Raw genomic sequence first — 13,609 nt, forward strand, 5'->3', positions numbered from 1 at the left:
TTAGCGATTAGTGAGTTTTTTCAAACTCATCTACTTCACGCTCTGCTTCTTCTTTAGATTTACCGTACTGCTGCTGGATTTTACCCACTAGCTCTGTACGGCTACCTTCAATTTTGTCTAAATCGTCGTCAGTAAGATCGCCCCATTTTTGTTGAGCCTTACCTTTAAGTTCGTTCCAATTACCTTTCATACGATCGCTGTTCATAAGTTTCTCCTTACTTAGATTTAATTAACGTTCAGTATAAAAGGAGCAAGGTGTGTACCAACGTGTAGATGGTATTTAATTTCTTATATAACAATAGGTTACTTAGGTTTCTAAGTGTGGGTTTCTTTAATGAATAGTTTTTATTAAAAAATATACACGGCGATTTGTAATTATTGCAGGAAAGCTTTTATTCAAGCATTAAGAGTTACAAAGAGTAATATGGTGGAAAGTATAAGAAAATGTTTTTGATATAAATCTACGAGAATATCCAGAACGGGCATTTATAAGAATAGGTAATCTTATAATTGCATTTCTGGATAAGCTTGTTTGTTTTCGCCGCCAGTTAAACGTTGTACTAGCCTGCGTTGACTTGAAAGTAATTGGCCTGATCTCTCATTCATCATTTTACAAGTTTTAGTTTTTATCTCGAGTTCTTGTAATAGTTTTATTGTAATACTTTTTACATCACTAGGTAATTTTTCTTTTAACTGCATTAAACCTTCTTTTCCACTAGGAAGACCTAAACTAATTAAAAAGTTATCACGTTGGTTATGCGAGTCATTGAGGCTGCTTAATAGCTCAAGCATTTTATCATTGTGTTCTTTAAGCTTCTCATCTCGTCTACTTAATAACTCGTACTGTGCTTCAAGAAACATAATTAAAGAGTCTAACTTTTTTATATCGTGCTTTAAGCTAACTATGTACTCTTTTACTGTATTAACTTTCATTATTTATGTAGCTCGATAAGGGCGTTAACTGTAGCATCAATATCTATTTTAAATTCACCATTAGCAATAGCTGATTTAACCTGAGCTACCATATCCATGTCTACATCTGGTTGTGATGCTAAGTTTTCAAAAGTAGAATCTATAGACTTACTTAGTTCGCTCACTTCATTTGTACTTTTTTCTGGAACTGATACTGAATGTGTTTTTTGTTCTTGAGTATTTAGAGCAGAAGAACGCGAGTTCAATTTATTTATTTGCTCTACTTGTGTTGTTGGTGTGTTCGTAATATTCATTATGGGTTACTCATTTATATGTTTGAGGCTACTAAATACCTGCATAAACAAAGATAGCGACTAAGAATCCTCTAAACTTAACTTTTTTATAAATTATTTTTATAAAATTGCTTCTACAACCCTTACATCTATAACTCTTCCTTGAACGACTTTGTCAGATGAAAGGTTTTTAACTTTTATTATTTCACCTAGTTGTCCATCTTGTAGTGCAATAGCTTTTACATTAGCTGAAAAACTTGCAGTATTAACTTGTAATAAAACATATTCATCTTTATTCACTAATTGCTTGTTTTCTAGGTACCTGCGGGAGATTATATCATTTTTGCTTACTTCACGCTTAACAGTCATTCCGATTAACTTGTTTATATGGGCTTCAACTGAGTGCAAGTGCTTGCCTATATCAGCACTTTTATATTCCAAAAGATCTGCAGTAAGTACCTCCCCTCGGCTTATATTACGTTTAGCGGCAACAAGCCTTACCCATAATTTTATTTTAGCACTTGCTCTAAAACGCCATTTAGGGCTGCTACATTCTACCGAAAGACTTATTCTTCCTGCTGGGGGAGTATCTTTTTTTGAGCGGCTTATCTGTAAGTCATCACAGCTTAAGTTCTTACTACCCCTTGGAATAAATAGCTCTATTTCTTGTTTCTGATTACTTGAACTTATTGTTGCTAAATATGAATCAATTTCTTTTTGTAAGTAGGTATTTATTTTTTCTTCAAAATTAACTTTACTAGCAAATGCCTGAGTACTGAAAAGTGACAAGATGAGGATGAAGCGGAAGCGATGAAGCTTCCCTTGAGGAAGTTTGTCTTCCGCCCACTTTGCTGGGAAGTTTGTTTTTATCGAGTAACTCATTGGTTTATTTCTTTATTTAAAGTTGGCATAAAGCTTGTATTGACTGCTGCTATAGATAGAAGTATGTGAACGAGTGAGCATACAAGAATCAAAAAGTAGAGGCAACAATGGAACTATTCGATAAAGCATTGGGAGTTCACCCATACTCAATGCAGCTAAGGTTAGATCGCGCTGAGATAATAGCAAGTAACTTGGCTAACGTAGATACACCGGGATTTAAATCTCGAGATGTGGATTATCGTCAAATCATGAATGGTGTCTCATCAAGTATTTCGCAAAATCGAGATGTTGACTTTACAGGGACTCAATTAGAAGAACTAAAATATCGAGTACCGTACCAACCATCCGCTGATGGTAATACTGTTGAGCTAAATATTGAACAAGCTAAATTTGCAAATAATAGTATGGATTTTCAAACCAGCATGACTTTTCTAAATATGAAAATTAATGGTTTGTATAAAGTAATCAAAGGGGAAGTGTAATGTCTTTTAACTCTATTTATGATGCGAGCGGAAGTGCTATGCGTGCGCAAGTAATACGCTTGGATACGATTGCTTCAAATCTTGCAAATGCAGATACAGCGGCAGGTTCAGAAGCTGATGCCTATAAAGCACTTAAGCCTGTGTTTTCTGCTTTATATAAGCAAACACAAGACGGACAGTCTATTTCTGCGTCTGTTGATGTTTTAGGCATTACTGAATCAAATAGAACGGTTGAACAGCGTTATGAGCCAAATAACCCTATTGCAAATGATGATGGTTATGTTTTTTACTCTAACGTAAACGTATTAGAAGAAATGGCCGATATGATGTCTGCTAGTCGAAGTTATCAAACCTCGGTTGAGGTAATGGGACGTGTTAACAGCATGCAACAAAGTATTCTCAAATTAGGACAATAATAAAATGCAAGTGGATACAACTAATCAAAATGCGCAAGATGTTGTTAACGGTACCTCAAATATATCTGGAAATAGCTCATCTGAAGAAATGTCTACGATGTTTTTGGAATTGTTGGTTGCTCAAATTAGTAACCAAAACCCTTTAGAACCGATGGATGGAACAGCTTATGTTAGCCAACTTGCTGAGTTTTCCAATGTAGAGTCACTTCAAGGTATAAGACAAAATACAACTCAGAGTTTGGATTACATGAGTAGTTTAGCTGTACTAGAGGCAACCAAAATGGTTGGTGAATCTGTCGATGTACAAGCAAACAGTGTTGCATTAGAACAAGATGGCAATGTTGCTGGTTTGGTTAATTTAGATACAGCAGCTGATTCAGTAACTGTGCAGCTTTATGACCAAAACGGTGAACTGGTAGAAGAGAAAAATTTGCCTTATTCAGGTGTTGGCGCACTGCGTTTTGAGTTTGAAAATCAAAATGCAGGTGGTTATGCAGTTAGAGCTTATTCAACAACTCAAGGTGTTTCGAAACAGCTTGATACATGGCTAAGTGGTAGCGTTGAACGCGTATCTGTTGGTGAAACACCGGAAGATATCCTATTACAAGTCGATGGCTTAGGTAATTTTAGTCTTACTGAAATCAATCAACTGGCATAAATAATTAAATAAGGAATAAATACTATGTCTATGTTTAATATTGGTCTTAGTGGCCTAAAAAGTACTCAAACAGGCTTAGAAGTAACAAGTAACAACATCGCAAACTCAGGTACTGCCGGGTATAAAAATAATACTGCAGAATTTGCTGCGGTTTATAACGGCGGTCAACGTGGTGGCGTTAAAGTTGCAAACATTAAAGAAGATTTTGTAACGGGCGGTGAAATTGTTCGTACAGGTAATTCTCTTGATATAGCTATTGATGGACAAGGTTTTTTTGCTGTATCAGAAAATGGCAGAACGGCTTACACGCAGGCTGGCCAGTTTATCCTTGATAATGATTTAAATATTGTTAATGCCAATGGTGCCAAGCTACAAGGTTTTGGTACATCTGAAGTAGCCGGCGGCGATCCTACAATTGTAGCGGGTGTATTAACAGACTTAAAAATTGAAGCCTCAAATATTGAAGCAAAAGCAAGTACCGAAATTAACTTTAACGGTAACTTAAGCTCGGCGAGTGATGTAATCGCATACCCTACAGCCCCAACCCTGTTTGACCCAACAGATGGTAGTCAGTATAACTTCTCTCAATCAACTGAGGTATTTGACTCATTAGGTAACAGCCATGTAATGACTCAGTATTTTAACCATACTGGAAGCAATGTTTGGGAAGCAATGTTCTTCCTTGATGGTAAACCGTTAACTGCAGGTGATTTAACTGCCACAGGTGCAACTATTGGCTCGCAAGACGTTGACGATGGTACGGGCACCGCTGTTTCTGCAGGCACATTGACTATTGAGTTTGATACAAATGGTCAAATGGTTCCTTACACTACAGCGCCAGATGTAACAGCCGTTAATTTGGCAGTGGGTGTAGCAGGTGCTACAGCAACAACAAATGCTGAAATAAGTACTGGTGCAGCCGCTTTAGCTATAACTTTAAAGTTTGATGGTACAACTCAATTTGGCTCAAGCTTTAGTGTAAATCAAAATGATGCTGATGGTTATACATCAGGTGCATTTTCGGGAGTAACCGTTGGAGATGATGGCAAAGTATTTGCGACCTTTACCAATGGTGAGTCAAAATTACAAGGGCAAGTTGTTTTAGCTTCATTTGCTAACGTAGATGGTTTAGAGCAAGGAAGTAATACAGTTTGGTACCAAACAGAAGAGTCTGGTAATGCACTTTATGGTGAGCCAGATAGTGGTTCTTTAGGTAAGTTGCTTTCAGGTTCATTTATGGGCTCGAATGTGGATATCAGTGAGCAACTAGTTGGTCTAATGTCGTTTCAGCAAAATTACCAAGCGAATGCGAAAACAATCAGCAGTGCTGATGAAATGATGCAAATTTTGTTTAGTAATACTTAAGGAAGCATGTTGTGGAAAAGTTAATTTATACCGCTGTTTCTGGTGCTGAGCTAAACAATACCGCTCTACGGGTTGCTGCTAATAATTTAGCAAACGTAAGTACAACTGGCTTTAAAGCTGACATGGAACAAGCTCAGTCGATGATGGTAGTTGGCAATGGTTTTCGTACACGATACCAGGCTCAATTAACACCAGTGACAACTGATTTATCATCAGGCCCTATTATGGATACTGGTCGTAATTTAGATATTGCACTTAGTGAAGGTGGTTATCTAGAAGTAATGGACGACAACGGAAATCCAGCTTATACGCGTGCGGGTAATCTCGTGGTTGATGCAGATGGCTTTGTAACTGTAAATGGTCGTCGCTTACAAGGTGATGGTGGTGATATTCAATTACCTGAATTTGGTGAAATTGAAATCGGCCCTGATGGCATTATTAACTTAACCCCAGTTGGTGGCGGTGTAATTGCTGAAGATGCACGTATTAAACTATCAAGCACTGATGGGAATTTAATTAAAGGCCCTGATGGATTATTAAGAAGTCCAGATTTACAGTTACTTGAAGCCGATGCCACTATAAAAGTAAGAACAGGAGCTCTTGAAGGCTCTAATGTAAATGCCGTAGCTGAAATGATAAAAACGATGAATATAAGTCGCCAATTTGAAATGAACGTAAAAATGATGAAATCAGCTGATGAACTAGCAACAAGCGGCAATAAACTTATTAGTGGACAAGCATAAAAAGGGAGTTAATTATGAATTCAGCATTATGGGTAAGTAAAACGGGTCTTGCAGCTCAAGACTTAAGAATGACAACAATTTCTAATAATTTAGCTAACGTAAGTACTGCTGGCTTTAAAAAAGACCGAGCGGTGTTTGAAGATTTATTTTATCAAGTACAAAAGCAGCCTGGTGCTCAAGCAGATGATTTAAACCAGCTGCCATCAGGAATTCAAGTAGGTACCGGTGTTAGAATTAACGGTACTCAAAAAGAGTTTACTGAAGGTAGCTTCGAAACAACGAGCAACCAATTAGATGTAGCAATAGCTGGTCAAGGTTTTTTCCAAATAGAAAACCCAGACGGTGAACTTTTATACACGCGCAATGGTCAGTTTCAGCTTAACTCAGAGTCATTACTTGTTAATACTAATGGCCTTCCTTTAGCACAAAATATTGCACTACCAGATGGGACAACAAAAGTAAGTATCGGTACTGATGGTACTGTTACCGCTATTGTAGGTAAAGATGCTCAACCTGTTGAACTGGGGCAGTTACTAACTGTTAATTTTGCAAACCCTGCTGGTTTACAAAGCTTAGGTGGTAACTTATACCGTGAAACAGCAGCTTCTGGTGAGCCTGTTGAAGGTATTCCTGGTGAAGAAGCGTTTGGTGGTTTACAGCAGTTTACAATTGAGGGTTCAAACGTCAGTGTTGTTGATGAAATGGTAAGCATGATTGCAGTACAACGTGCTTATGAAATGAATGCTAAAGTTGTTTCAGCGGCTGATGAAATGCTGCGCTTTATCAACCAAAACGTATAATTATGAATAAGTTAGCTTGTATTATATTGTTATTGTTAATTACTGGGTGTAGTAATGCACCTAGTAATAGGCAATTTGTTCAATGTGAAATTGTTTACGGCGAAGTTAAGTGTCCTGAAGATTCGCAAAAGAAAACTCGTCAAGATTATGAAATAAGCCAAGATGCCTACCAAGAAGGGCTAAACCATCAAGATGGCAGCCTATTTCAAGACAACTATATGTTTTCTCTTTATGCAGATAAACGCGCATACAGAGTTGGCGACATTTTAACTGTAGTTTTAAATGAGCGAACTCAATCAAGTAAAAGCGCTGATTCAAGTTTAGATAAAAGTACAGATTTTGATGTAGGGGTTCCTCTTGCAGGCAACCTTACTGTAGATGACTTTAATTTAGGTGTTGGGTCTAGTAGTTCTTTTGATGGTGAAAGCAGTGCAAGCCAGCAAAACTTCTTGAGCGGGTCTATTACCGTCAGAGTTGAGCATGTGCTATCTAACAATTCATTAGTGATCCGTGGGCGCAAGCAAATAAAGCTTAACCAAGGTGATGAATATATAGAGATTGAAGGCTTGGTTCGTCCTGAAGATATAGATGTTAGTAATAGAATATCTTCTTTACGTATTGCTGAAGCTCAAATTAGCTACACTGGAAGTGGAACTCTCGCTGATGCAAATAGACCTGGTTGGTTTACGACATTGTTTACTCGATTCTTAAACCCATTCTAGTGATAACTGAGGCTTTAATGAAATATTTTTTATTGGTACTTATGACCTTAGTTGGCTTAGTACCACAATATACCTATGCAGCCAAAGCAAGACCATTATTAGATATGGTTGATGTACTTGGCGTGCGCGAAAATCAACTTGTAGGATACGGCTTAGTCGTTGGCTTACCAGGTTCAGGCGATAAGGCACAAGTAAAGTTTGCAGGGCAGTCTTTGAGTAATATGCTTAAGCAATTTGGTGTGTCGGTAGATGAGAAAAGCCTTCCAAAATCTAAAAACATTGCAGCTGTTGCTGTACATGCAACGTTACCGCCTATGGGGAGTCCTGGCCAGTCAATAGATGTTACGGTTAACTCTTTAGGTGATGCTAAAAGTTTGCACGGAGGGAGCTTAATGTTAACACCTTTAAAAGGTGTTGATGGAAAAGTGTATGCGTTAGCACAAGGTAACTTGGTTGTAGGTGGTATAAACGCCAGTGGTAATGATGGTTCTTCAGTAACTGTAAATGTTCCTACCTCAGGCCTTATTCCAAACGGTGCTATTATCGAGCGTAGCGTGATGGATATGTTTAAAACTCAGTCAGATGTAGTATTAAATCTAAAATCACCAAATTATCAAACAGCTCGTAATGTAGTAAAAGCAATAAATAAAGTATTTGGTCCAGAGGTGGCAACAGCCGAAAACTGGGGGCGTTTAGTAGTAAGTGCTCCGAGCGATCCAAATAGTCGAAATACGTTTATGTCGATGTTGCAGGATATCGTTGTAGAAGAAGGAACTGAGCGCCCTAAAATTGTATTTAATAGCCGCACGGGTACTGTTGTTATGAATGATACAGTGAGAGTGCACAAAGCGGCTGTTAATCACGGTAATTTAACTATTACTATTAGTGAGCAAGAAGGTGTGTCACAACCTGGTGCATTTGCTAACGGGCAAACTACAAAAACTCAAGCCAGTGATATTAGTGTAGATCAACAACAAAAAAATATGCTTTTGTGGCCTGAAGGTACCTCTTTAGATGAAATAGTTAAAGCCGTAAATGCTCTTGGTGCTACGCCTGCTGAACTAATGTCTATATTAATTGCTTTAGATAATGCCGGTGCACTTGAAGCTGAACTTTTAGTTATTTAACGGAATACAATAATGAAAATAGAGACTCCACAATTTCTTTCGCAATCATTGGCTATAGACCCAAAAAATGTAGAAAGCATAACTAAAAATAGTTCACAAAGTGAAAGTGTTAAGCAAGCTGCAGAACAATTCGAAGCAATATTCTTACAGCTTGTTTTAAAAAGCATGAATAGCGCAACGGAGACTATGTCTGGGGAAAATGGCTTTTTTAATTCTAAAGAGCAAGCTCAATTTAGAGATATGCACGATGCACAAACTGCACAGCACTTAGCATCAACTAATCAATTAGGTTTAGCTGAAGCAATTATTAGACAATTCGACGAAAAAATAGCACCAATTGAAAATACATTTAAGAAAGATGTAGAAACGGTCGCTAGTACCTCTTATAAGGATGGTGAAAGTGTTGAGCCTGCCCAACGAAACGATATTTACAGTGGGGCATCGTTTATTCAGCCATTGAATGTTATTACTATTAGGTAGTTAAATTATGTCGATGTTAAATAATGCATTAAGCGGTCTTAATGCCGCAAATGTAGCGCTTACAGTTGCAGGACAAAATGTTTCAAACGCAGCCGTTGAAGGTTATTCACGACAAGCTGCGCAATTTAAAACAACTGGTGTTGCACTGGGTGGCGTAGAAGTTACATCGGTAGACCGAATTGTTGATGATTTTTTAAATAATGATATTTGGCGTACAAATTCTGATTTATCTTATTATGAAAATAAACAAACCTATTTGGGTTTTATTGAACAAATAGTTGGGACTGATTCGCTTAATTTAAATACTTCTATTTCGGCTTTAACAAATGCATTAAACGCAGCCTCGACTACCCCAGATTCTGATGCGTATCGCCAGCAATTTTTGTCAGCCACTGAAGGGTTAATACAAGATTTCGCTCAAATAAATGGTGCATTAGACGGACAGCTAGATAAGTTAAGCTCTGAAATGAGCAATGTTGCGCTAAATGTAACATCTTTAACTAAGCAAATAGCAGAAGTTAACGCAAGCATAGGGCAAGCGCTCGCGAATAATAAGCCCAGTGCAGAGTTAAAAGACAATAGAGAAAGGTTAGTTAATGAATTATCTCAGCATATTGGAGTTTCAATTGTTGAGCGAAGTTCTGGTCTAATAGATGTAAGTACATTAAGTGGTGCACCTTTAGTTATAGGTTCAAAAGGGGCGTCAATAACGGTAAGTGGTACAGATATAAGCAGTAACTTTTTAGGACAAGAATTTAAACTTGATGAAAACGTAGGGGGGCATTTTGGTGGCCTAATAAGCGCAGACAAAGATGTAATTCAGCCTACATTAACTAGTTTAAACAGTTTAGTTAAAGATTTAGCCGATGATGTAAATTCAGCTCTTGCGGCTGGCTTTGATTTAAATGACGCACCCGGTATACCATTATTTAACTACAATGCGACAAACCCTTTAGGAAGCATAACAATTAATCCTAATATAGGTAAGGATGAGCTGGCATTTAAAGATAATATTGCAGCAGGTCCTGGGGATAATTCTAACATTGCAGATATTATTTCAGCTATGACGGGTAAAGGAGACAAATTTACCTTACTTGTTGGAGACCTTGCTATTACAAGTAAGCAGAATCAAACAAGCATCGCTACTGCATCAAGCTTAAATGATAATGCTGTTGCATCAAGAGATAGCCTCAGTGGTGTGAATCTAGATGAAGAAGCCGCAAGCTTGATGCATTTTCAGCAAATGTATAGCGCAAATGCTAAAGTGATTAGTACAGCTGATCAAATGTTTAATGCTTTACTGCAAATGTTTTAAAGGATAATCCAATGCGCGTTAGTAGCCACCAATACCATATTAATACAATTCAAAATATTCAAACTAACTCTGGTAATTTTAACGATAAATCGGTTCAGCTTGCTACAAACCAAAGAATCCTTAAGCCGTCGGATGATCCTCTTGGTAAAGTAATGATAATGAACTTAGGCTCAGAAATTGATTCATTAGAACAATATAAAACTAATATGAATGCGGTTAATTACTCTCTTGGGCAACAAGAGGTTCAATTAACAGGTATCGTTAATCAAATTTACTCATTACAAAGCCTAATAACCACTGCTGCTGATGGCTCGATGGGTGATGCTGAAATTAAAGCGCTAGGGCAAGATATGAGTATTGCATTCCCAGCTATAGTAGATTTACTTAACGCAACAGATAGTGATGGGAAATATTATTTTTCTGGTAGTAAAACAGACGAAAAACCATTCCAGCTAGATGCTTCAGGTAATTATGTATATAGTGGTGATTCATTAATTCGAGAAGTATCAGTTTCTGATGACTCTAGTGTAATTAATAATGTTATAGGTGATGCATTAGACCCTGGTGCAAGCTTCTTAAATGCAATGAAAGATTACCTTGTTGATGTAAATAACCCACCAGCAGGCGGGGTGGGTAATCAATCGAGAGTAATGATTGATAAGCTTGCCGATTTTTTAGGTACCATAAGCGGTCAAGTTACTACAATTGGTGCAACAATGGCATCACTTGACTCTATTACAACAAGTAATGAAGATATAAAAACATTTACCGTTAATCTTCGAGATGATTTGAGTGCAGTAGATTATCCAGAAGCATTTATATCAATGAATGAATCAATGGCGGCTTATGAGGCGTCTATGCAAGTTTACTCAAGTGTGAGTAACCTTTCTTTGTTTTCATATATTTAAATATATAATATTCAGGAATAAACCATGCTCGTCAAAAGTAGCGAAAAAGTTCAATCATTGGAGCCAGCTAATACAGCTAAATCTAATGGTGTCGTTACATCATCAAAAGATACAGCGGCTAATCTTTGGAAGAATAAGGTTGTTGCTAAACAAGAGCAGGTACAAGTATTAACGCACTGGTCTATACGCGGAACTTTAAGCCAAGAACTTGCAAAAGTAGAGCAAAGTGAAGCAACAATTCGTAGTTTATACACGGGCCTTGAAAGATTAGCTCAACAATTAAATACACAAGCTGCAAACAGTAAACCTCAAGCAATGCAGCAACGTAGTATTAATTCTCAAATTACTAATTTACAAAGCACCGCAACTAAAAAAGGGTCAGGGCTTGACTCTCAGTTAAGAATTGCAGACTCTACACGCCCTATTACGCGTCAGCTTAATGCTAATATAGACCTTATAAGCGCACGCCCTCACGAAGAAAATATACACCTTATGATGGGCCGAAGTGGTAAGTCGTTAAATTTGACTTTACCGGCAAATCAAGATGAACGCTCTAATTTTAATGCGATTCAAAGTGCTTTTTCACAGCATCAAATTAGTGTTGAGTTAAGCCGAGAAAATCGTTTACTTTTTAGTGCACAAAAAGATAATGCTGGGCCTTTACTTGAACCTTGGATAATGAGTGGTCAAGGGGTGCGTGTGGCAGCTGGAAACCCAATTTCATTGCAGCTTAATGAAATGAGCAATCCACTAAATGAGTTAGCAGATATAGCCAGCAAAAACGAGTCAATTCAAGCGCACAGAGATCAAATTCAAGCAGCGCAGCGTAGCTTGAAAACGAACCTGATGAAAGTGCAAGCTAAAAGGCAGCAATTACTTGCTCAATTACAGCAGTTAGATACAGCAAGCTCGCTGGATAATAGCGAGCAGTTAACGACTGTTAGCAGTAATGCCAAACAACAAATGATGAGCGCTGGCGCTAATAGCGTAAGCGTTATTATGGCGCAGGCTAACGTAACACGTAATATGGTGCAGTATTCACTTAACTAGTTAATTTATGTTTTGGCTAGTACAAGAAAAAGTCTAAAAATAACTATATTAACTTCCTACTAATATAGTTATTTTACACAAAGCTACCTTTTAATCTTCATCCTCAATTTTATTACTTCCTTACTATTTAAATTAAACTTCTTTTATAAATTTATTTACTAGCGTCAATTTATAAGTTTGAGAAACAAATCCAGAATAAAGTTTAGTTTTTACTTAATGTGGTCGCTCTAAATGATTAGTCACTGCTATTTATGCTTTTTGTGTAAATAGTATTAAAAAAACATAAAGGAAATTAAGCATGGCTTTATCAATTCAATCGAATATGGCGTCAATGTCAATTCAAAACCAATTAGGGCGTAGTAACGATAGCTTATCTACGGCGCTTGAGCGTTTAGGCTCTGGTTTTAAAATCAACTCAGCGAAAGATGATGCAGCAGGTCTGCAAATAGCGTCTCGCTTAAATGCACAAGTAAAAGGCCAAGAAGCGGGTTTGTACAACGGCGCTAATGCAATGTCGATGATGCAAACAGCAGAGGGCGCGTTTGATGAGATGACAAATATTGCTTACCGCATGAAAGAGCTTGCAACACAAGGTGCAAGTGATGCGAATGGCGATGCTGAGTGGGCCGCACAAAGTGCTGAATTCTCTGCTTTGTCAGCAGAATTAACGAGTATAATGCAAAATACTTCATTCGGTGGAACCAAATTATTAGGGTCTGCAACTACAACTCCAGTAACTGCCGACGGTAAATTTGCTGCCGGTGATGTTAAGTTTCAAGTTGGCTCAAGTGCTGCTGAAACATTAACGGTAAATGTTTCATCTGACTTAACGGCTGTCGAAGCTGCAATGACTAGTTCATCAACTAGAGTTGCAACAGGTACTACTGGTGCTACGCCAGTAACAACGGCTGGCCACATTGCGAATGTTGCAGATGCCCAGGCGCAACTCGGTTTTGTTGATACAATTATCAGCACTATTGGTAGCGCTCGCTCATCACTAGGTGCGTCAATGAATCGTCTTGAGCATACCATGACCAACGTAACGAACATGAAAGAAAACACCCAAGCTGCATCATCTACGTTAATGGATGCTGACTTTGCGGCTGAAACGTCTAATATGACAAAACAGCAGTTGTTAATGAACTCAGGTATTTCAGTGTTAAGTACAGCAAATAGCACAACACAAATGATTGGTTCATTACTTCGTTAGTAGCTTAACGAGAAGTTACTTAAGCTATTAATAAGCACTTAATAAGTAACTAATGAGCAAACATAAAAACAGCTGCACCTTTGGTGTGGCTGTTTTTGTTTATAGAGTGCTTTAATGGTGTTGACTGAGTGGCTATTTAGTTACTTGTGCTCACAGCATCCTTTCCGACTTGGTTTTAGTATAAATATATGTGCCAAAACTAAAATTTATTAAAATAATCAAAATAAAGTTTAGTTTTTTCTTAAT

17 protein-coding genes are annotated in these 13,609 nt (G+C 37.6%); 13 read left to right on the forward strand and 4 right to left on the reverse strand.

What is annotated here, in order from left to right; all coding sequences use genetic code 11:
• Nucleotides 1-7 precede the first annotated feature (7 nt).
• From V6260_RS16810 to flgA, 4 genes are all read right to left on the reverse strand, one after another.
• Complete coding sequence (locus V6260_RS16810; protein WP_002958133.1) at nucleotides 8-205, reverse strand: CsbD family protein; 198 nt, start codon at nucleotides 203-205, stop codon at nucleotides 8-10.
• A gap of 299 nt (nucleotides 206-504) precedes the next feature.
• Complete coding sequence (flgN, locus tag V6260_RS16815) at nucleotides 505-933, reverse strand: flagellar export chaperone FlgN (RefSeq protein ID WP_341595254.1); 429 nt, start codon at nucleotides 931-933, stop codon at nucleotides 505-507.
• Complete coding sequence (gene flgM / locus V6260_RS16820; protein ID WP_341595255.1) at nucleotides 933-1,226, reverse strand: flagellar biosynthesis anti-sigma factor FlgM; 294 nt, start codon at nucleotides 1,224-1,226, stop codon at nucleotides 933-935. The genes flgN and flgM overlap by 1 nt, the downstream gene beginning before the upstream one ends.
• A gap of 99 nt (nucleotides 1,227-1,325) precedes the next feature.
• Nucleotides 1,326-2,087 carry a flagellar basal body P-ring formation chaperone FlgA gene (gene flgA / locus V6260_RS16825; protein ID WP_341595258.1) on the reverse strand — a complete coding sequence of 254 codons (762 nt, stop codon included), beginning with the start codon at nucleotides 2,085-2,087 and terminating at the stop codon, nucleotides 1,326-1,328.
• Between the two features lie 107 nt (nucleotides 2,088-2,194).
• Between flgA and flgB the strand changes: the two genes are divergently transcribed.
• The 13 genes from flgB (at nucleotide 2,195) to V6260_RS16890 (ending at nucleotide 13,363) form a co-directional block, all read left to right on the forward strand.
• On the forward strand, nucleotides 2,195-2,569 hold the full coding sequence (flgB, locus tag V6260_RS16830) for a flagellar basal body rod protein FlgB (RefSeq protein WP_341595260.1): 375 nt from the start codon (nucleotides 2,195-2,197) through the stop codon (nucleotides 2,567-2,569).
• The gene (gene flgC / locus V6260_RS16835) at nucleotides 2,569-2,985 is read left to right on the forward strand and encodes a flagellar basal body rod protein FlgC (RefSeq protein WP_341595263.1); all 417 of its coding nucleotides are present in this window, start codon (nucleotides 2,569-2,571) and stop codon (nucleotides 2,983-2,985) included. Before flgB ends, flgC begins: the two co-directional genes overlap by 1 nt.
• A 4-nt stretch (nucleotides 2,986-2,989) precedes the next feature.
• On the forward strand, nucleotides 2,990-3,643 hold the full coding sequence (locus tag V6260_RS16840) for a flagellar hook assembly protein FlgD (protein WP_341595265.1): 654 nt from the start codon (nucleotides 2,990-2,992) through the stop codon (nucleotides 3,641-3,643).
• Nucleotides 3,644-3,667: 24 nt separating this feature from the next.
• A complete protein-coding gene (locus tag V6260_RS16845) occupies nucleotides 3,668-5,008 on the forward strand; it encodes a flagellar hook-basal body complex protein (protein WP_341595267.1) in 1,341 nt (446 codons plus the stop codon).
• Nucleotides 5,009-5,019: 11 nt separating this feature from the next.
• Nucleotides 5,020-5,751, forward strand: coding sequence for a flagellar basal body rod protein FlgF (locus V6260_RS16850; protein WP_341595269.1), 732 nt, complete (start codon nucleotides 5,020-5,022; stop codon nucleotides 5,749-5,751).
• A gap of 14 nt (nucleotides 5,752-5,765) precedes the next feature.
• Nucleotides 5,766-6,551: a flagellar basal-body rod protein FlgG gene (gene flgG / locus V6260_RS16855; RefSeq protein WP_341595271.1), complete on the forward strand. Its 786-nt coding sequence runs from the start codon at nucleotides 5,766-5,768 to the stop codon at nucleotides 6,549-6,551.
• A gap of 2 nt (nucleotides 6,552-6,553) precedes the next feature.
• Nucleotides 6,554-7,273, forward strand: a complete 720-nt coding sequence (locus V6260_RS16860) for a flagellar basal body L-ring protein FlgH (RefSeq protein ID WP_341595273.1) — start codon at nucleotides 6,554-6,556, stop codon at nucleotides 7,271-7,273.
• Nucleotides 7,274-7,290: 17 nt separating this feature from the next.
• Nucleotides 7,291-8,400 (forward strand): flagellar basal body P-ring protein FlgI, encoded by a 1,110-nt coding sequence (locus V6260_RS16865; RefSeq protein ID WP_341595276.1) that lies wholly within the window; start codon nucleotides 7,291-7,293, stop codon nucleotides 8,398-8,400.
• Between the two features lie 12 nt (nucleotides 8,401-8,412).
• Nucleotides 8,413-8,880 (forward strand): rod-binding protein, encoded by a 468-nt coding sequence (locus tag V6260_RS16870; RefSeq protein WP_341595278.1) that lies wholly within the window; start codon nucleotides 8,413-8,415, stop codon nucleotides 8,878-8,880.
• A gap of 7 nt (nucleotides 8,881-8,887) precedes the next feature.
• A complete protein-coding gene (gene flgK, locus V6260_RS16875) occupies nucleotides 8,888-10,195 on the forward strand; it encodes a flagellar hook-associated protein FlgK (RefSeq protein ID WP_341595279.1) in 1,308 nt (435 codons plus the stop codon).
• An 11-nt stretch (nucleotides 10,196-10,206) separates the two neighbouring features.
• A complete protein-coding gene (gene flgL, locus V6260_RS16880; RefSeq protein WP_341595281.1) occupies nucleotides 10,207-11,103 on the forward strand; it encodes a flagellar hook-associated protein FlgL in 897 nt (298 codons plus the stop codon).
• A 24-nt stretch (nucleotides 11,104-11,127) separates the two neighbouring features.
• Nucleotides 11,128-12,153 (forward strand): flagellin, encoded by a 1,026-nt coding sequence (locus tag V6260_RS16885; protein WP_341595283.1) that lies wholly within the window; start codon nucleotides 11,128-11,130, stop codon nucleotides 12,151-12,153.
• Between the two features lie 298 nt (nucleotides 12,154-12,451).
• Nucleotides 12,452-13,363 (forward strand): flagellin, encoded by a 912-nt coding sequence (locus V6260_RS16890; protein ID WP_341595284.1) that lies wholly within the window; start codon nucleotides 12,452-12,454, stop codon nucleotides 13,361-13,363.
• Nucleotides 13,364-13,609 lie beyond the last annotated feature (246 nt).

Source organism: Pseudoalteromonas aliena (genome assembly GCF_038155085.1).
Taxonomy (GTDB): Bacteria; Pseudomonadota; Gammaproteobacteria; order Enterobacterales; family Alteromonadaceae; genus Pseudoalteromonas; species Pseudoalteromonas aliena_A.

Excerpts from the sequence above, each read along its gene's own strand:
- V6260_RS16810 (WP_002958133.1), bottom strand. The coding sequence starts at position 205 with ATGAACAGCGATCGTATGAAAGGTAATTGGAACGAACTTAAAGGTAAG.
- flgN (WP_341595254.1), bottom strand. The coding sequence starts at position 933 with ATGAAAGTTAATACAGTAAAAGAGTACATAGTTAGCTTAAAGCACGAT.
- flgM (WP_341595255.1), bottom strand. The coding sequence starts at position 1,226 with ATGAATATTACGAACACACCAACAACACAAGTAGAGCAAATAAATAAA.
- flgA (WP_341595258.1), bottom strand. The coding sequence starts at position 2,087 with ATGAGTTACTCGATAAAAACAAACTTCCCAGCAAAGTGGGCGGAAGAC.
- flgB (WP_341595260.1), top strand. The coding sequence starts at position 2,195 with ATGGAACTATTCGATAAAGCATTGGGAGTTCACCCATACTCAATGCAG.
- flgC (WP_341595263.1), top strand. The coding sequence starts at position 2,569 with ATGTCTTTTAACTCTATTTATGATGCGAGCGGAAGTGCTATGCGTGCG.
- V6260_RS16840 (WP_341595265.1), top strand. The coding sequence starts at position 2,990 with ATGCAAGTGGATACAACTAATCAAAATGCGCAAGATGTTGTTAACGGT.
- V6260_RS16845 (WP_341595267.1), top strand. The coding sequence starts at position 3,668 with ATGTCTATGTTTAATATTGGTCTTAGTGGCCTAAAAAGTACTCAAACA.
- flgG (WP_341595271.1), top strand. The coding sequence starts at position 5,766 with ATGAATTCAGCATTATGGGTAAGTAAAACGGGTCTTGCAGCTCAAGAC.
- V6260_RS16860 (WP_341595273.1), top strand. The coding sequence starts at position 6,554 with ATGAATAAGTTAGCTTGTATTATATTGTTATTGTTAATTACTGGGTGT.
- V6260_RS16865 (WP_341595276.1), top strand. The coding sequence starts at position 7,291 with ATGAAATATTTTTTATTGGTACTTATGACCTTAGTTGGCTTAGTACCA.
- V6260_RS16870 (WP_341595278.1), top strand. The coding sequence starts at position 8,413 with ATGAAAATAGAGACTCCACAATTTCTTTCGCAATCATTGGCTATAGAC.
- flgK (WP_341595279.1), top strand. The coding sequence starts at position 8,888 with ATGTCGATGTTAAATAATGCATTAAGCGGTCTTAATGCCGCAAATGTA.
- flgL (WP_341595281.1), top strand. The coding sequence starts at position 10,207 with ATGCGCGTTAGTAGCCACCAATACCATATTAATACAATTCAAAATATT.
- V6260_RS16885 (WP_341595283.1), top strand. The coding sequence starts at position 11,128 with ATGCTCGTCAAAAGTAGCGAAAAAGTTCAATCATTGGAGCCAGCTAAT.
- V6260_RS16890 (WP_341595284.1), top strand. The coding sequence starts at position 12,452 with ATGGCTTTATCAATTCAATCGAATATGGCGTCAATGTCAATTCAAAAC.